The organism is Paenibacillus spiritus (assembly GCF_008710135.1).
Taxonomy (GTDB): Bacteria; Bacillota; Bacilli; order Paenibacillales; family Paenibacillaceae; genus Paenibacillus_AQ; species Paenibacillus_AQ glufosinatiresistens.
The window spans coordinates 1-17,270 of record NZ_VYKK01000045.1; the positions used below are offsets into that span (position 1 = coordinate 1).

Annotated in this window: 13 protein-coding genes and 11 tRNA genes; 22 read left to right on the plus strand and 2 right to left on the minus strand. The window is 50.4% G+C overall.

Going from position 1 to position 17,270, the window contains the following annotated elements; genetic code table 11:
• Positions 1 to 54: 54 nt before the first annotated feature.
• The 19 genes from F4V43_RS19405 to F4V43_RS19495 all read left to right on the plus strand — a co-directional run bounded on the left by F4V43_RS19405 (position 55) and on the right by F4V43_RS19495 (position 12,344).
• Positions 55 to 130: transfer RNA gene (locus tag F4V43_RS19405), tRNA-Asn, on the plus strand.
• Position 131: 1 nt separating this feature from the next.
• Positions 132 to 207 (plus strand) — tRNA-Thr (locus F4V43_RS19410).
• Between the two features lie 8 nt (positions 208 to 215).
• Positions 216 to 290: transfer RNA gene (locus tag F4V43_RS19415), tRNA-Glu, on the plus strand.
• Between the two features lie 35 nt (positions 291 to 325).
• Positions 326 to 401, plus strand: a tRNA-Val gene (locus F4V43_RS19420).
• A 56-nt stretch (positions 402 to 457) separates the two neighbouring features.
• Positions 458 to 532: transfer RNA gene (locus F4V43_RS19425), tRNA-Gln, on the plus strand.
• Positions 533 to 599: 67 nt separating this feature from the next.
• Positions 600 to 672: transfer RNA gene (locus tag F4V43_RS19430), tRNA-Lys, on the plus strand.
• Between the two features lie 17 nt (positions 673 to 689).
• Positions 690 to 773: transfer RNA gene (locus tag F4V43_RS19435), tRNA-Leu, on the plus strand.
• A 7-nt stretch (positions 774 to 780) separates the two neighbouring features.
• A tRNA-Gly gene (locus F4V43_RS19440) sits at positions 781 to 855 on the plus strand.
• Positions 856 to 859: 4 nt separating this feature from the next.
• Positions 860 to 936, plus strand: a tRNA-Arg gene (locus tag F4V43_RS19445).
• 8 nt (positions 937 to 944) lie between these two features.
• Positions 945 to 1,018, plus strand: a tRNA-Pro gene (locus F4V43_RS19450).
• 15 nt (positions 1,019 to 1,033) lie between these two features.
• Positions 1,034 to 1,104: transfer RNA gene (locus tag F4V43_RS19455), tRNA-Gly, on the plus strand.
• A 256-nt stretch (positions 1,105 to 1,360) separates the two neighbouring features.
• The gene (gene ppc / locus F4V43_RS19460) at positions 1,361 to 4,153 is read left to right on the plus strand and encodes a phosphoenolpyruvate carboxylase (RefSeq protein ID WP_150459915.1); all 2,793 of its coding nucleotides are present in this window, start codon (positions 1,361 to 1,363) and stop codon (positions 4,151 to 4,153) included.
• A gap of 211 nt (positions 4,154 to 4,364) precedes the next feature.
• Positions 4,365 to 4,931: an RNA polymerase sigma factor SigW gene (sigW, locus tag F4V43_RS19465; protein ID WP_150459916.1), complete on the plus strand. Its 567-nt coding sequence runs from the start codon at positions 4,365 to 4,367 to the stop codon at positions 4,929 to 4,931.
• Positions 4,932 to 5,043: 112 nt separating this feature from the next.
• Entirely contained in the window at positions 5,044 to 5,658 is a 615-nt protein-coding gene (locus tag F4V43_RS19470; RefSeq protein WP_150459917.1) for a zf-HC2 domain-containing protein, read from the plus strand.
• Positions 5,659 to 5,869: 211 nt separating this feature from the next.
• Positions 5,870 to 6,700 carry a diadenylate cyclase CdaA gene (cdaA, locus tag F4V43_RS19475; protein ID WP_150459918.1) on the plus strand — a complete coding sequence of 277 codons (831 nt, stop codon included), beginning with the start codon at positions 5,870 to 5,872 and terminating at the stop codon, positions 6,698 to 6,700.
• Complete coding sequence (locus tag F4V43_RS19480; protein WP_150459919.1) at positions 6,693 to 8,162, plus strand: CdaR family protein; 1,470 nt, start codon at positions 6,693 to 6,695, stop codon at positions 8,160 to 8,162. The genes cdaA and F4V43_RS19480 overlap by 8 nt, the downstream gene beginning before the upstream one ends.
• A 99-nt stretch (positions 8,163 to 8,261) precedes the next feature.
• Positions 8,262 to 9,602 (plus strand): phosphoglucosamine mutase, encoded by a 1,341-nt coding sequence (gene glmM / locus F4V43_RS19485; protein WP_150459920.1) that lies wholly within the window; start codon positions 8,262 to 8,264, stop codon positions 9,600 to 9,602.
• A 501-nt stretch (positions 9,603 to 10,103) separates the two neighbouring features.
• The gene (gene glmS / locus F4V43_RS19490; protein WP_150459921.1) at positions 10,104 to 11,936 is read left to right on the plus strand and encodes a glutamine--fructose-6-phosphate transaminase (isomerizing); all 1,833 of its coding nucleotides are present in this window, start codon (positions 10,104 to 10,106) and stop codon (positions 11,934 to 11,936) included.
• 204 nt (positions 11,937 to 12,140) lie between these two features.
• Positions 12,141 to 12,344, plus strand: coding sequence for a helix-turn-helix domain-containing protein (locus tag F4V43_RS19495; protein WP_090714422.1), 204 nt, complete (start codon positions 12,141 to 12,143; stop codon positions 12,342 to 12,344).
• 394 nt (positions 12,345 to 12,738) lie between these two features.
• On the opposite strand, the gene F4V43_RS19500 is transcribed toward F4V43_RS19495, so the two are convergent.
• Complete coding sequence (locus tag F4V43_RS19500) at positions 12,739 to 13,296, minus strand: C40 family peptidase (protein WP_223879977.1); 558 nt, start codon at positions 13,294 to 13,296, stop codon at positions 12,739 to 12,741.
• A gap of 231 nt (positions 13,297 to 13,527) precedes the next feature.
• Here F4V43_RS19500 and F4V43_RS19505 point away from each other — a divergent pair, with 231 nt between their 5' ends.
• Both F4V43_RS19505 and lgt read left to right on the plus strand, forming a co-directional pair.
• Complete coding sequence (locus tag F4V43_RS19505; protein ID WP_090714425.1) at positions 13,528 to 14,634, plus strand: beta-propeller fold lactonase family protein; 1,107 nt, start codon at positions 13,528 to 13,530, stop codon at positions 14,632 to 14,634.
• A gap of 21 nt (positions 14,635 to 14,655) precedes the next feature.
• Positions 14,656 to 15,441: a prolipoprotein diacylglyceryl transferase gene (gene lgt / locus F4V43_RS19510; RefSeq protein WP_090714426.1), complete on the plus strand. Its 786-nt coding sequence runs from the start codon at positions 14,656 to 14,658 to the stop codon at positions 15,439 to 15,441.
• Between the two features lie 297 nt (positions 15,442 to 15,738).
• Here the strand turns inward: lgt and F4V43_RS19515 are convergent, their stop codons facing one another.
• A complete protein-coding gene (locus F4V43_RS19515; protein ID WP_068724079.1) occupies positions 15,739 to 16,332 on the minus strand; it encodes a hypothetical protein in 594 nt (197 codons plus the stop codon).
• A gap of 179 nt (positions 16,333 to 16,511) precedes the next feature.
• Between F4V43_RS19515 and F4V43_RS19520 the strand changes: the two genes are divergently transcribed.
• The gene (locus tag F4V43_RS19520; protein WP_090714428.1) at positions 16,512 to 16,952 is read left to right on the plus strand and encodes a hypothetical protein; all 441 of its coding nucleotides are present in this window, start codon (positions 16,512 to 16,514) and stop codon (positions 16,950 to 16,952) included.
• Positions 16,953 to 17,270: the final 318 nt, after the last annotated feature.

Consider the following 17,270-nt stretch of genomic DNA (forward strand, 5'->3'; position numbering starts at 1 on the left):
GTACTTGGACCGAAGGGTCCTGGGAGAGTAGGACGCCGCCAAGCAGTTTCATATTCCCTGATAGCTCAGTTGGTAGAGCACTCGACTGTTAATCGAGTTGTCACAGGTTCGAGTCCTGTTCGGGGAGCCATGCTCTCATAGCTCAGTAGGTAGAGTGCATCCATGGTAAGGATGAGGTCACCGGTTCGATCCCGGTTGAGAGCTCCATTTCTTGTGGCCCGTTGGTCAAGGGGTTAAGACACCTCCCTTTCACGGAGGTAACAGGGGTTCGAATCCCCTACGGGTCACCATTATTGTCTAGTCCCTGTAGGATATGCATACATAGGGAGGCTTAGCTCAGCTGGGAGAGCATCTGCCTTACAAGCAGAGGGTCGGGGGTTCGAACCCCTCAGCCTCCACCATTTTTGTTTCTGATATTCAGAAATGAATGTGGGCATCCTAGTTAGGTATCCGATGTTGGGGATTAGCCAAGCGGTAAGGCAACGGACTTTGACTCCGTCATGCATAGGTTCGAATCCTATATCCCCAGCCAATTCAGTTAGACGGTGGTTGAGTTTAGATGATGAATCCGATTATAATTCGGGGAACCCATCAGACATGAGCCATTAGCTCAGTTGGTAGAGCACCTGACTTTTAATCAGGGTGTCGAAGGTTCGAGTCCTTCATGGCTCACTTTTTCTTGTTTATCTGCGCGTGTGGCGGAATTGGCAGACGCACTAGACTTAGGATCTAGCGTCTTTGACGTGGGGGTTCGAGTCCCTTCACGCGCACCATATTTAAGCGGACGTGGCTCAGCGGTAGAGCATCGCCTTGCCAAGGCGAGGGTCGCGGGTTCGATTCCCGTCGTCCGCTCCATTTTGCGCCCTTAGCTCAGCTGGATAGAGCGTTTGACTACGAATCAAAAGGTCGGGAGTTCGAATCTCTCAGGGCGCGCCATTAAATAACGGGATGTAGCTCAGCTTGGTAGAGCACCTGGTTTGGGACCAGGGGGTCGCATGTTCGAATCGTGTCATCCCGATTCTTAGTTTCATATGCGGGTGTAGTTCAATGGTAGAACTCCAGCCTTCCAAGCTGGTAGCGTGGGTTCGATTCCCATCACCCGCTTACTCAATTTTTGACTGGCATAGACCTCTTGCTGCTTGCGGCAAGAGGTTTTTTCTGCAAAAGAAGCTTTTTCCGCCTATAAAAAATACTGCACACTCAAAAAAAGTGTTGTATAATCTTAAAGTCTGCACCGCTTTACCGCGCAACAAGGTGGAGATTAGGATTCATTTTATTGTATGATATGGGGTAAGTCTCACGATGAACGTCGGCATACGCCCGCATCGTGATTGATCGTTATAAGGATGGGGGGAGCAGCATGACCGAACTTACGACTGCCGTAAGCAAGAGCAACTCCAATAACTTGCTTCGGCGAGACGTACGGTTCCTGGGAAATATTTTGGGCGAAGTCTTGGTTCATCAAGGCGGTAATGAATTGCTGGAGATCGTGGAGAAGATTCGCGAGACGAGCAAATCGCTGCGTTCATTGTTTTTACCCGAACTGCACACGGAGTTTAAAGAGATGATCAGTTCACTGGATCCGGAGAACCGTCATCAGGTAATTCGTGCTTTTGCAATTTATTTTCAGCTCGTGAACATTGCCGAGCAGAATCATCGGATTCGCCGCAAACGCGATTACGAACGCTCGGCCGGCGAGACGGTGCAGCCGGGTTCGATTGAGAGCGCGGTTCAGGAACTGCGCGAACGGGGATTTTCCCAAGAGGAAGTTCATGAGATTATCAGCGGTCTCTCACTGGAACTGGTCATGACCGCCCACCCGACCGAAGCGATGCGCAGAGCCATTCTCGACATCCACAAGCGCATTTCCGACGATGTGATGGGGCTGGATAATCCGACACTCACGTTCAGAGAACGGGAACAGCTCCGCGAGAAGCTGCTGAACGAAGTGATAACCCTGTGGCAGACCGACGAGCTCCGTGACCGGAAGCCCACTGTACTCGATGAAGTGCGAAATGGGATGTACTACTTCCATGAGACGATTTTTCATGTGCTGCCAGAAGTGTACGCCGAGCTGGAACGCTGCCTGAGCAAGTATTATCCGGGGCAGAACTGGCATGTGCCGACCTATCTGCGATTCGGCTCCTGGATTGGCGGGGACCGCGACGGGAATCCGTCGGTCACAGCTTCCGTAACGCTTCAGACTATGCGGCTGCAGCGGATTCTGGCTATTCGGGAATATCAGCGCATTATGCGCGAGCTGATGAAGTATCTCAGCTTCAGCACCAGCATTATCAAGGTAACGCCGGAGCTGCAGGAGTCGATCGCCAAGGACCGTGCAGTCATTACGCTGGAACGGGGAGAGGCTTGGCGCAACGCCAATGAGCCTTACCGGATTAAGCTGAGCTATATGATCCACAAGACGCAGAGCGTGCTGGATGATGAGACCAAAGGGACGCCCCAGCGCTATGCGTCGCCGGAGGAGTTCATTGAAGACTTGAAGATTATTGACCGCAGTCTTCGTCATCACTATGCCGACTATGTCGCCGATACTTATATCAAGAAGCTTATCCGCCAGGTTGAGCTATTCGGATTCCATACAGCAACGCTGGATATCCGCCAGCACAGCAAGGAACATGAGAATGCGATGTGCGAAATTCTTCGGAAGATGAACATCGCGGAGGATTACTCTCAGCTGGAAGAGCATGAGAAGGTGAAGCTGCTGGAGCAGCTGCTGAACGATCCTCGTCCGCTGACCTCCCCGTACCAGACGTACACGGAGAGCACGGAGGAATGTCTGGAAGTGTATCGCACGGTATTCCGGGCTCAGGAAGAGTACGGGCAGAAATGCATCACTTCCTATCTGATCAGTATGGCCGAAGCGGCCAGCGACATCCTGGAGGTTATGGTATTCGCCAAGGAAGTCGGACTCTTCCGCAAAGACAATGACGGAACGGTCGTCTGCACACTTCAGGCGGTACCGTTGTTCGAAACCATTGACGACCTGCACAACGCTCCGCAAATTATGCGTACCGTGCTGGATCTGCCGATTTACCGGCAGGCTGTCACGGCAATGAATGACCTTCAAGAGATCATGCTGGGTTATTCGGACAGCAACAAGGACGGCGGCGTGGTGACGGCCAACTGGGAGCTGCGCGTAGCGCTTAAGGAATTGACCGCTACCGCCGAGTCTTACGGAATCAAGCTGAAGTTCTTCCACGGCCGCGGAGGCGCTCTGGGCCGCGGAGGGATGCCGCTGAACCGCAGCATTCTGGCTCAGCCGCCTTCAACAATCGGCGGCGGCATCAAGATTACGGAGCAGGGCGAAGTAATCTCCTCCCGCTACTCCATGCAGGGGATTGCCTACCGGAGTCTGGAGCAGGCGACGTCGGCGCTCATTACGGCAGCCATCAATGCCAGAACGCCGCACAGCGATCTCTACGAAGCCAAATGGGAAGAGATTGTAGCCAAGATTTCGGAAGTGTCGCTGAACAAGTATCAGGATCTGATCTTCCGCGATCCCGACTTCCTGTCCTTCTTCAAGGAATCGACGCCGCTTCCGGAAGTCGGAGAGCTGAATATCGGTTCCCGTCCGTCGAAACGGAAGAACAGCGACCGCTTCGAGGACCTGCGGGCCATTCCTTGGGTGTTCGCCTGGACGCAGAGCCGCTATCTGCTGCCTGCCTGGTATGCGGCGGGAACCGGGCTGCAGAGCTTCTATGACGGCAAGGAAGAGAATCTGAACATCCTGAAGCAGATGTATGAGAACTTCTCGTTCTTCACTTCACTGATTGATACGCTGCAGACGGCCATCGTCAAGGCGGATCTCATCATTGCCAAAGAGTATACGAAGATGTCCAAGAACGAGGAGGCGCGTCAGCGCATCTTTGGTTTCATTGAAGAGGAATTCCGGCTGACTTCCGAGCTGATTCTGAAGATCACCGGCCAGCAGGATATCCTCGATAATGTGCCGGTCATTCAGGAATCGATCCGGCTCCGCAATCCGTACGTCGATCCGCTTAGCTACTTGCAGGTACAGCTTCTGATGGAACTGCGGGCTCTGCGCGAGAACGACCAGGATGATCCGGAGCTGCTGCGGGAAGTACTGCTGACGATCAACGGGATTGCCGCAGGAATGCGCAATACGGGCTGATCGTTCAGCCTGCCGGCTCGCCGGCTGCCCGGCGGCACAAGGATAATCAGAACCGGTTCATCCGGGCGGCTTGGTACGCCGCCGGTTGAGCCGGTTCTTTTTCTAACATGCCTTGATTTTTGGCCAGTGTTGAATTACGATTTAATTGCTTGTGCGTTAGAATATGGGAGATTATACAACAAGGTGGCGGCAAGTCTGGGGGAGTTCACGGGTGGAGAATTTGGAAGGCAGGCTAACGAGGCTTGCCCTGAAGGGCGACCAAAGCGCTTTTGCCGAAATTGTAGAACTATATAAGGATCGCATTTATCATCTGGGCTACCGGATGTTGAACAATCGCCACGAGGCGGAGGATATTGTGCAGGAGACCTTCCTGCGGGTCTACCGCAATCTGGACCGATATGACGAGAAGCAGAAGTTCTCGACCTGGATCTACCGGATCGCCACGAACCTCTGCATTGACCGACTGCGCAAGCGCAAGCCGTCTTTCTCGCTGGATGCCGAGCTGCCGGATCAGGAAGGGCTTGACGGGTATTCGCTTATTCCAAGCGACAACGTCACGCCGGAGAGCGAGCTGCTGCTGTCGGAGACCCAGCAGATGATCCATGAGGCAATCGACAGCCTTCCGGTGAAATACCGGTCGGTCATGATTCTGCGGTACTTGCAGGATTTGTCTCTTCAAGAGATCAGCGAAGTGCTGGACATGCCGGTCACGACGATCAAGACGCGCGTTCACCGCGGGCGTGAATTTTTGCGGCAGAAATTAGGCCCCAAAATGTAAAAATGAAGGATTTCAAAATGAAACCTTCGACCGGCTGGCACGTATGAAGGGGAGCAAGCCCTTATCGCACCCGGTTCACAACTGAAATAGCTTCATGAAAGGATTGGCTCCTATGGAATGCAAACTGGCCGTCTCTATGATGCACGACTACCTGGACGACGACTTGCCCGGATCGCAGCAGCGGGAATTGAAGGAGCATCTTCTATCCTGTCCGGATTGCCGTGCGAAGTTCAAAGAGCTGGAACAGACGGATCTGCTGTTATTCTCCATGATGCACCATACGCCTTCAGCATCGGATGACCTGATGGGCAAGATCATGGGCGCGCTGCCTCCGGCAAAGAAAGAGAAACGGTTCCTTGCCTGGATCAAGAGCCATCCGGCTGTTACGGCCGCTTCCTTCTTCCTGCTGGTCATGCTGATGAGCACGCTCACCTTCCGCAATCAGGACAATCAGCTTGTGGTCAAAGGCAATGATCTGGATCAGGTGGTCATTCAGGGAGATACCGTGATTGTGCCGAACGGCACCAAGATTGCCGGCGATTTGACGGTGGAGAACGGGAAGACCCGGGTCTACGGCGAAGTCAACGGCAACTTGACTGTAATCGACGGTTCCTTGTACAAAGCGTCTACTGCCCAGATTTCCGGACAGGTGAAGAGCATAGACCAGACGGTGAGCTGGATTTGGTACAAACTCACGCATCTGTTTCCGGACGCGGTGTACCGTTAACTGAATCTCTGCCGGATGACGGCGGGTATGTTGGCGCCTCTTTCTAAGGAAAGCGGCGCTTCTTTAATTTGAGGGGCACCGGGCAGAGAATATTTGTCAGACGATGGGCTAAACTTGCAACATGGCCCCGAACGTTATAACCTAGAACTACAAATGAAAGCGAACCGATACATAAACCCAGCAAACTGAAGGCGACGGGGGTTTTTGCGAAATGAACTATTTTACGGACTTGACCTGGAAAGAGTCCATGAAAGATATCATCGATATTCTGATCGTCAGTTATATCATTTATAAAGTTCTCAATATGGTTCGCGGCACACGGGCGGTTCAGCTGCTCAAGGGAATTTTGGTCCTCGTGGTCATCTGGGCATTCAGCACGCTGCTGGATCTGTATACGCTCAAATGGCTGATGAACCAGATGTTCACCTTCGGGGTGCTGGCCGTATTCATCATCTTCCAACCGGAGCTTCGGCGGGGGCTGGAGCAGCTGGGCCGGGGGAAGTTCTTTGGGCGCTCGTCGGAGAACGACGAGGAGATCAGCAAGTTAATCGGCGAAGTGATTAAGGCGGTTAATTATTTAGCCCGGCGAAAAATAGGGGCGTTAATTGTTTTTGAACGCGCCACAGGTCTCAATGAATATACGGAATCGGGCATTCCGATGCAATCCATGGTCAGTTCGGAGCTGCTGATCAATATCTTTATCCCGAATACACCGCTGCATGACGGAGCGCTGATTATGCAGGGCAACCAGATTGCGGCTGCGGCCTGCTATCTGCCCTTGTCGGAGAATCCGTTCATCAGCAAGGAGCTGGGCACCCGGCACCGGGCGGCCATCGGCATCAGCGAAGTGGCGGATTCCGTCTCGGTCGTAGTCTCGGAGGAGACCGGACAAATCTCGCTAGCCATGAACGGGCAAATTGTGCGCGATATTAAGGAAGAATCGTTGATCTCCAAGCTGTATGAGGAGCTTCGTTCCCATTCCGTGCTGAAGGAGAAGAGACGTCCCGCTTTCTGGAGAAAGGGGGAGAAACGCAATGGATAAATGGATGAACATGAACAACAACAATTTCAACAAAATCCTTGCGCTCCTTTTTGCCGTCATTCTGTGGACGATGGTTCATATCGACAACACCATGCCGGCCTCCCAGTCGGCGGCGCGAGTCGAATCCAAAATCATCGAGAACGTGCCGATCCAGGTATCGGGTCTCGATGAGGACAAGTATGTTATGGACCCGCTGGAGACGACTTCGGTCCGGCTGCAAGTTCAAGGGAAGAATAACGATATCAATTTCGTCATGTCCGACGCTTACAAGGTTACGCTGGATCTCAGCGAGGTACAGCCCGGCGTTAATACGATTCCGCTGCATTACCGGCTTCCCCGGGGCGTGAGCCTGATCGCGATGACGCCCGATGTGGTGACGGTGCGGATTGAACTCCGGAATACGAAGACGTTCCCGGTAACCGTCCGAACGGAAGGGGCGCAGGCGGAAGGGTATCTGCTCGGAACGCCGGTGATCCAGCCGGAAGGCGGAGCGAAGGTGACGCTGCCAACCAGCGACCTCAGCCGTGTAGCCAAAGTGGGAGGAACGGTCGAACTGGATGGCGAGAAGACTACCGTATCGGTTAAGAAAATGAAGCTCTATGCCTATGATGCCAACGGCAACGAGCTTAAGGATGCCCTGATCGAACCGGCTACCGTCTCGGTGGTGATTCCGATTACGCTCCCGTATAAGACGGTTCCGCTGGAATTCAGCTACACGGGACAGCTGGCGGATTCGCTCGTCCTGTCCAGTGTAACGCCTGAAATGGATAATGTGGTGGTATACGGCAGCGAAGCGGCACTGGCCTCCGTCAACGCCTGCGAGGCCGTGATTGATCTGGGGGCCATCCGGCAGAGCGGTGAAACGACGCTCACGCTGAAGCCGCGGCTGCCCGAGGGAACGGAGCGGGTAGAACCGGATACGGTTCAGGTCGCCATCAGCGTCTCGCAGTCCGCGCAGCGGACCATTTCGGACATTCCGGTAACTCTTCAGGGAGTCGCCGCCGGCATGAAAGCTGCGGTGACCGCTCCCGAAGACCAGAAGGTGTCGCTCGAGCTGACAGGGGCTTCCTCGCTTCTGCAGCAGCTCTCGGCTTCCAGTATCAAGGCTGTAGCCGATGTGAGCGGGCTGGCCGCTGGCAAGCATGTTGTGCCGGTGCAGGTATCGCTGCCCCGCTTCGTGTCGCTAAGCCAGCCGGAGCAGCGGCTGACGGTAACGGTGGCGCTGAGCGAGAAGCCTGCGTCCGGCGGGCTGCCCAGCGCATCCCCGGAGGCGTCGGCCACGCCGGAGCCGCCAGCCGAGCCGGCAAGCGGGACAGAACCGACCGCCCCGGCGCCGACGGTATCGCCGGACGGCAAGCCTTCCGGGGCGGTTCCGTCCCCGAGCAGCACCAGCGAGGAGGAAGCGGGAGACGGCCCTGACCGCACAACGGTAGGCGAGGCGCCCGAAATGGTGCGGCCTTGAAGAGACCGGACTGAGAAGGAAAACACATTACGGCCGGGTCTTCATATGTTATCATGATGTCAGGCATTGAACTGAACAGCATATTAAAGGAGAGCAGATATGGGCAAGTATTTTGGAACGGACGGTGTGCGCGGAGTCGCGAACCGGGAATTAACGGCGGAGATGGCTTACAGCATCGGACGGTGCGGGGGCTATGTGCTCACAGGCAATGTGGAGAAGCCCAAAGTCGTCATCGGCATGGATACCCGGATCTCGGGCCCGCTGCTGGAGTCGGCGCTTGTAGCCGGCATGCTGTCGATCGGAGCGGAAGTGATTCGTCTGGGTGTTGTCACGACCCCGGCGGTAGCCTATATTACGCGTCTTCTTCAGGCAGATGCGGGGGTCATGATCTCCGCGTCGCATAATCCGGTAGAAGACAACGGCATCAAATTCTTCGGCGGAGACGGCTTCAAGCTCTCCGACGAGACGGAACTCCGGATCGAAGAGCTGATGGATGCCGAGCAGGACGAACTGCCTCGTCCGGTCGGTTCCGGTCTGGGAACGGTACGGGTGGATCTGGAGTCGAAGCTTCATTATCTGGATTATTTGAAGACAACGATCTCCGGCACGTTCGAAGGGCTGAAGATTGTGCTGGACTGCGCCCACGGTGCTGCGTATGAACTGGCGCCGCGCCTGTTCCGCGAGCTGGGAGCGGAGGTGCACGCCATCGGAGCGGAGCCGGACGGCCTGAACATCAACGACGGCTACGGCTCGACGCATCCCGGGAAGCTGCGGGAAGAAGTGCTGCGCCTGGGCGCCGATCTCGGCCTTGCCTTCGACGGCGACGCCGACCGGCTGATTGCCATCGACGACCAAGGCGATGAGGTAGACGGCGACTTCATTCTCTGCATCTGCGGGGATGCCATGAACCGCGCCGGCAAGCTGAAGGGCGGCACCGTGGTATCGACGGTGATGAGCAATATCGGCTTCTACAAGGCGACGGAGAAGCTGGCGCTGAAGACGGCCAAGACGGCGGTCGGAGACCGGTATGTGATGGAAGAAATGCGCCGCGGCGGCTATAACCTGGGCGGGGAGCAGTCCGGCCATGTGATTTTCCTGGATTACAATACGACCGGGGACGGCATTCTGACCGCAATCCAGCTTGTGGACACGCTTCGCGCTTCGGGCAAGCCGCTCAGCGAGCTGAAGGCAATGATGACGAAATATCCGCAGGTTCTGGTCAATGTGCGGGTACAGGACAAGACGAACTATCCGAACAATCCGGCCATTGAGGCCGCCATCCTTGAGGTGGAAGGGAAGCTCGGGGATAACGGCCGCGTGCTGGTCCGTCCTTCGGGTACGGAGCCGCTGATCCGCGTTATGGCGGAAGGCCCGGTGAAGGAAGACCTGGACCGCTATGTGGGACAGATTGTGGAAGTTGTCCAGCGCGAGCTGGTATAAGCGAGCTGTGCGAATATGGGACCGGCGGACTGCGCGTGAGCGCGGTTTCGCCGGTTTTTTTGCATGCGACATTCGACCTATTTGATTGCCAAAGCGGCTCTGGGTGCATATAATAGACTAAGGCTTCATGATTCCGAAGGAGAAAGTGAGGATAGGGGTAGAGCAACGCAAGCGCCAGAGCTTGAACTGCGCGGGGGACTTCAGGGTCACGGCAGATTGAGCTGACGAGGTGGAGGTGTTCGAAATGTTCGGCGGGGACCTCCCGGTGATGCGCCAGAGCCGTAAGCGGGAACGGAAAATGAGCAGGGCAACCGCTCAGACAAAGCTTCCGCGGGCGCCGCACTTGTACGATCTAACAACGGGCAGGTGCATGAGTGATCGAAAGACAGCAGAGTGTATTGAAGGGACAACTGAATAACGCTTGTTCGCTGCGACATGCCGCACGGCACGTTTCTTTCCTCATGCCGCCCGAATACAACCAACTGGACGGAGGAAAATAGTATGTGTGGTATCGTGGGATATATTGGTAGTCGGGATTCGCAGGGAATTCTGGTGGAAGGATTGAAGAAGCTGGAATACCGCGGATACGATTCCGCAGGCATCGCCGTGTTCACCAAGGACGGTCTGCAGGTCGCGAAGGCCCAGGGACGTCTTGCCAATCTGGAGGAAAAGCTCGGTCATGCACCGCTGGCCGGCAGCGCCGGCATCGGTCATACCCGCTGGGCGACCCACGGCAAACCGTCGGATGCCAATTCCCATCCGCACACGGACGAGAGCCACAAGTTCTCGGTCGTGCACAACGGAATTATTGAGAACTATCTGGAACTCAAGGAAGAGCTGATGGAGCAGGGCTGCCATTTCTCCTCCGAGACGGATACCGAAGTGATTTCTCATCTGATCGCACGCGAATATGAAGGGGACATCGTCAAGGCGGTGCAGAAGGCCATTACGTTCATGCGCGGAGCTTTTGCGCTGGGCGTGCTGACGGAGTATGAACCGGATAAACTGGTTGCTGTCCGCCAGGCCAGCCCGCTGATTATTGGCATCGGCGAAGGCGAGAACTTTATCGGATCGGATATTCCGGCACTGCTGGAATACACCCGGAACGTCTATATTCTGAACGACGGCGAAATGGCCGTTTTGACCCGCGATGCTGTCGAATTAATGACCATCGAGGGGAATTTTATTGCTCGGGAAATGATGACTGTCGATTGGGATGCCGTAACCGCAGAAAAAGGCGGCTTTGAGCATTTCATGATGAAAGAAATTCATGAGCAGCCGAAGGCTTACCGCGACACGATGCGCGGACGGGTCAATGCCGAAGGCAACCGCGTCATTCTCTCCGAGCTGAACCTGACGGAAGAACAGATCAAGAACATCACGAACATTCAGATCGTGGCCTGCGGAACGGCTTATCATGCCGGTCTGGTTGGACGCAATATGATTGAAGGACTGGTGCGCATTCCGGTCGAGAATGATATCGCTTCGGAGTACCGTTACCGTTCGCCGATCGTATCGCCGAGCACACTGGTCATAGTCGTGAGCCAATCCGGCGAGACGGCCGATACGCTGGCTGCGCTGCGTGAAGGCCACGCCGGCGGCGCTCATGTGCTGGCCATTACGAATGTGGTGGGCAGTTCGATCGCCCGTGAGGCCGACAGCGTGCTGGTTACCCAGGCGGGGCCGGAGATTGCGGTCGCTTCCACCAAAGCTTATACCTCCCAGGTTATTGCGTTCGCGCTTCTGGCTCTGTACCTGGCGGAAGTCCGCGGTACGCAGTCTGAGGAGCAGGTAAAGGCCATTCTGGACGCTATGAACGAACTGCCAGAGCAGGTAGAAGAGGTGCTGGCCCAGAAGGAAGCCATCAAGCTGTATGCCGAGTCGATTGCCGAGCATGACCACCTGTTCTTCCTCGGACGAGGCGTTGACTGGGCCGTTGCCCAGGAAGGCTCGCTGAAGTTGAAAGAGATCTCTTATATCCACTCCGAAGCTTATGCTGCCGGCGAATTGAAGCACGGTACGCTGGCGCTGATCGAAGAGGGCATTCCGGTGATTGCCCTGGCGACCCAGGAGTCGGTGCTCGAGAAGACGATCAGCAACATCAAGGAAGTCAAGGCCCGCGGCGCCGACGTTCTGGCGATCACCGACGAAGCTCACGTCAACGACGTGCTGAAATCTGTCGATCAGGCTTTTGTCATTCCGAAGACCCTGCCGCTGCTGACTCCGGCTCTGTCGGTTGTTGTCACCCAACTGCTGGCCTACTACGCCTCTCTGGCGCTGCAGCATGATGTCGACAAGCCGAGAAACCTGGCGAAGAGTGTGACGGTGGAGTAGGAGAAGTTGTGAGGGGACAGCAGGTTGATTTGTTACATTAATGTGTTGTTCCGAACATTAAAGTATTGGTCTTATCAGGAAAGTTACATTAATCTTGTGTTCTGAAACGAATAGACCAAAAAGTGAATACATCAATATAGACAACTAGAGCCGTCCTGAAGTCTTGGGATGGCTCTGGTTGTTTTTCTAACAGGGGGGAGATAAATGAATGCAATTGGAGATAAAGTTAAGGCTATTAGGCTGCAACATAATTTGAAACAAGTAACTTTTGCCGAAAAGATTCGTATCTCACAAGGAAGGCTTAGTGAAATTGAGCAAGGTAAAACAAAACCATCAGCTGAAACTCTATTCGAATTAAGGAAACAATTTAATGTTGATCTAAACTGGTTATTCGAAGAAGAAAATTAGTTTAGTTTTAATAATTCAATATGGGTAACTTTGACTAACGATGTGAATTAAATAATTCTCATGAGAAACTATTGGAAACCTCTATAAGAAGTAGGATTAAAAATGAAAGCCAATACTATCAAGTCTTTTCAAGCTTGATAGTATAAGGATCATTCTTATTTAGGATCTTTGATATTACCAAAACTGTTAAACACGTAGATTGCATAATGAAAAGGTCACTTCAGTAAGTGGTGTTAGAATAAAACAAACTATTAGACTGTTAAAAACGTGTGGAAGATTGCTACTGTAGCAAATTTTAATGCTGTATCTAGTTGATTTTTACACATGTATCTGGAGGTTTTTGCAATTCGATTTAAAAATATAACCATTTACTGAATGCTACGCTAATGCAGCCTTACTTTTTTAAAACACTTCCTCCGAAAAGAAAGCGCTTTTCCCATTGAGTACCCTCAATCGTATCGATTCGAACTCCACCCGATTTTTTAGAGTAGGTTTGTAGGATTTTTCCGTTTCCCAGATAGATTCCATTATGAGTAATTCGTGCTGTATTTCTATTAATTCCTTGATAATCTGAAGCTTTATTTCCACGGTAAGACATAAAGAACATAATATCTCCAGGCTTTAGGCTTTTCCAATTTGTTGTATAAGACCCTTTGCTCTTGATGTAGGCACCTTGAGTTCTCGAATTAGAGGGTAAAGTGATTCCTGCCCCTTCAAGATAGGCTTGTCTAACGAAATCAGAGCAATCAAAGGTTCTAGTATTACTTCTACTGGATCCAAATTCATACGGGGTACCTAAGTATGTCATTCCTTTGGAGATGATACTATTCCTTACAGTACTTATAGACTCTTGCGAAGTATAACTAGCTGCGGATGACGTCGTCGATTGCACACCGAATATACTGATTGCCAGAGAGGTAGAAAGCAATAAAATGGAAAAATTCTTTTTCATGATAGACTTCCCTTCGTTTGTTTTTTGTGAAACTGACGTCATCCTATCACAGGATTCAAAGACTTGTTTAGGCGTAATATTTGGAATGTTAATTAAGATGTTTTCCCACAAAAAACACATACTTAACACATAAATGATAGTTAAAATTAAAAACACTTAGAGAAATGGCATGTACATTTAGCTATATTTTTAGGGAAGTCTTAACAAGTAAACTTCATGGAGATGAACAATATGAGAAAAAAGTGGATGAATGTCCTCACCGTAGCCATTTTAAGTGTTAGCATTACTGCCTGTGGATCGGCGCAAAAGAATAATTCAGATCCGACTCCATCTGCAACTACTGCAACAAATGCTGAACCTACTACCGGTACCTCGAATTCCCAAAATAGCTCACCAGTGATTTTATATACTGCTGATGAAGGTGGTAGTATTACTAAAATTGATGCAACCACATACAAAGTCATTAAGTCGATCGATATTGACGGTTCGGTTCATAACGTACAAATTTCACCCGATGGGAAAACGGTAGGAGTTACAGTGGTTCCTACTATGGGGGAGATGGAAGAGGGAGCGGGGAACGAGCAAAGTGAACATGAAATGAATGGGTATGCTTATTTTTTTAGCACATCATCAGACGAACTAATTCAAAAAGTTGAGGTCGGGGCTCATCCGGCTCATATTGTATTCACAAATGATGGGAAGTATGTATTGGTTACGAATAATGAAGGAAACGATGTATCTGTAATTGATGCCAAGTCCTTAAAAATAGTAAATTCCATTCCAACCGGAACGGGACCGCATGGATTTAGAATATCCGCAGACAGCAAATATGCCTATATAGCAAATATGGCCGAAGACACGGTAAGTGTGTTGGACTTGGATGCTATGAATGAAAAACAAAAAATCAGTGTAGGTAACACACCTGTAACTACGGGAATCACGAGTGATGGAAAAATCCTTGTCGTTCCATTAAACGCAGAAAATGCAGCCGGTGTAGTAGATTTGGATTCTTCTAACATTACAAAAGTACCTGTCGGTAATGGCCCTGCTCAGGTATACATTTCTGCTGATAATAAATATGCCGTAATAGCGAACCAAGGTACTGAAGAAAATCCGTCACATAGCATTTCAAAAATTGATCTCGGGACAAAACAAGTAACAGCAACGACTGAGACAGGCACAGGGGCGCATGGTGTAGTCATCAGCCCGGATGGCAGCAAGATCTTTGTAACGAATATGTTCGATAACACCGTAACAGTGATCGATAATGAAACAAATCAAGTGATTACAACAATCAACGTAGGCACAACTCCGAATGGTATCAGTATTACTCCATAACGAGGCTAAGGAGGAAGTGATTTGAGAGTAATCTTATTCGAAGTTGGAGGACTTTCGATTAGATCCTATGGCGTTATAGTAGGGTTGGCAGTGCTACTTGCGATAGGTGTTGCATATTATTTAGCTCGAGGGACCAACTATCAAAAACATATATTGAATCTAGTCTTCTACGTAATATTTAGTGCAATAATTGGCGCAAGAATATGGCATGTATTCTTTTTTCAGTGGGGTTATTATTCAAAACATTTGGGGGAAATATTCGCGATTTGGAATGGTGGCATTTCAATCCAGGGAGCGTTAATAGGTGGTTTTATTGCGGTAGCTTATTATGCGCGGAAAGAGAAGATTTCTTTTTGGGGACTTGCGGATATTCTAGCGCCGGCAATCATATTTGGACAAGCTGTCGGCCGAATTGCCTGCTTTTTAAATGGAGATGCATTTGGGGCCCCGACCGGGACTGGCTTCGGAATTGTTTATCCAGAAGGGACTATAGCTTTCGAGCGCTATGGTTCAGTTCCGTTATGGCCTGCTGAAATATGGGAAGGTCAGCTTGACTTAATCGTCTTTGGTATTCTTCTAGTCTTGAAGAATATAAAGTTGCCTAAAGGTGGACAATTTTTAAGTTATAATATTATGTATGCCCTGGTCCGGTTTTCTATGGAATTTCTGCGTGGAGATTCACCGCGTTATGCGTTAGGCTGGACAGCAGGTCAGTGGACGAGTATGAGTATTCTTGTTATTTCTCTGTCTGTGTTCCTTTATTTCTTCACAAGGAACCAGGTGAAAGAGACAGTACATAGGGTGTAAGGTGCATGAGTGGAAGAGAACATCCTTTGTGCTTATCGCATAGCTATTTTGGATCTACCATATAGGTAGTGTTGATATCATTGATATAGCTCCGCAAGTAACTAGTAGTCATTTGCCTGGGGTGAATGGATTAAAACCGGCTCTGCCGTGTTCTTCAGTTATGGCGGAGTACAGTTGTATCTGCCACCATGGGAACGTCATGGTGGCTTTTTTTTATATAAGGCCAACTCTTCATATTACCACTTTAAAACTGTCTGGTAGCTATCTTATGTGAACATTGAACCCGATCCTCAAAGATTAATGATTTGTATGGTTCGTATTCTGAATCGTTTTTTGTAAACCTAGCGGCTTCGCTTGTTCAGGATCGTTATGATTTGCAACGGTGACATATACCATAAGGACTGTTGAAATGAAGAGGAACATGAATAGCGGTGAACTCAAGACCTTAAAAGTACCTTCGATTACGTTCTCGCTAGATAAGCGCTGCAACAATAAAGTGTGGGCAAATTGCAAGAATCCGGATACGACCATAAAAAAGAATAGAACATCTTTCCATTCTGATTGAGGAAACATTTGTATCAGCATAACCCCCATTAATCCGGCCATCATCCCAGACGATGCTCCGTTTAAGAACGCCCCCAAACCCATCAGTCCTCCTATTATGCTTCCAGAAAAGATCCCTAGAAGGACACCTAACACCAAAGATTGAACAGGGCCGGCAATATAGAGGCCGCTCAAAGTACCGCCTCCAAAACCAACAATCATCCCGACTACCATAGGCGAAACCATTCGAATCGATTCTGTAACTGTCGCCTTAAATCGCAGGATAATGACAAAAGACCAGACCAAAATGAAGATATAAAAAACAACTGCAAGTCCTAAGGATGACACTTTAATCCCTCCTTTTAATGTGAGTTTGGTTGAATAAGCTACTTGTAAAGCGTGTCCTCTACCTACAAACAGTGATATGAGAAAGGATTAAAATGTATTCTCCATTAAAAGCCCATAAATGCTACATAAATTCCACAAGGATCTCTTGTACCATGGAGTTACAGGAGGCGAAAAGAAAAATGAATGCGAAATTATTAACTGGCTTGGGTGCTTTTATATTGACGTTGGGAATCGGTTCCGCAGTATACGCTACAGGAGTTGATTCCGACATCTCCAAAGGGGATGTTTCTTCCAAGCAAGAGGTAGCTCAGCAGGAGACGTATTTTCACCATATGGCGAACATGAACGATACAATGAACGATGAAGTTATGACGGATATGATGAGCAATACCAATATGTCTGAAATGATGAAGCAGCCAGGCATGGACGAAATGATGAATGGACTTGATATGGAAAAAATGATGGAAGATAAAGACATGAGTGAAATGATGAAAAAACCGGATATGGTGGACATGATGGAAGATACCACAATGGATGAGATGATGCGGGATTCCAATATGGATGAAATGATGCAAAGAAACCATAAGAAAGATATGCCTGAACAGAGCGTAAGTATTTAATAGACTATATGATTAAAGTTTAAGGAGGTTATTTCATGAGCTGTTGCGGAAACCATAACCAGCATGACAGTCATAACAATCATCATAAAAAAGGCCCAGCCCATCGTCTGATGATGATGATGTGTTGTATACTTCCGATCGTGCTGTTCGTTATTTTAATCATTGCTAATAATGTAAGTGGTTCAACAAGTAATGCGCTTGCCTATAGTGTGTTGTTGTTATGCCCGCTTTCACATCTCGTACGTATGCCTTTAATGATGCGAAACAAAAAACACTAGGTCATGTCTGAAAACTATTCATTGAGTTAATTTGAAGATG

Bases quoted from the DNA above. Each gene is read 5' to 3' on its own strand.
- ppc (WP_150459915.1), top strand. From the start codon at position 1,361: ATGACCGAACTTACGACTGCCGTAAGCAAGAGCAACTCCAATAACTTG.
- F4V43_RS19470 (WP_150459917.1), top strand. From the start codon at position 5,044: ATGGAATGCAAACTGGCCGTCTCTATGATGCACGACTACCTGGACGAC.
- cdaA (WP_150459918.1), top strand. From the start codon at position 5,870: ATGAACTATTTTACGGACTTGACCTGGAAAGAGTCCATGAAAGATATC.
- F4V43_RS19480 (WP_150459919.1), top strand. From the start codon at position 6,693: ATGGATAAATGGATGAACATGAACAACAACAATTTCAACAAAATCCTT.
- glmM (WP_150459920.1), top strand. From the start codon at position 8,262: ATGGGCAAGTATTTTGGAACGGACGGTGTGCGCGGAGTCGCGAACCGG.
- glmS (WP_150459921.1), top strand. From the start codon at position 10,104: ATGTGTGGTATCGTGGGATATATTGGTAGTCGGGATTCGCAGGGAATT.
- F4V43_RS19495 (WP_090714422.1), top strand. From the start codon at position 12,141: ATGAATGCAATTGGAGATAAAGTTAAGGCTATTAGGCTGCAACATAAT.
- F4V43_RS19500 (WP_223879977.1), bottom strand. From the start codon at position 13,296: ATGAAAAAGAATTTTTCCATTTTATTGCTTTCTACCTCTCTGGCAATC.
- F4V43_RS19505 (WP_090714425.1), top strand. From the start codon at position 13,528: ATGAGAAAAAAGTGGATGAATGTCCTCACCGTAGCCATTTTAAGTGTT.
- F4V43_RS19520 (WP_090714428.1), top strand. From the start codon at position 16,512: ATGAATGCGAAATTATTAACTGGCTTGGGTGCTTTTATATTGACGTTG.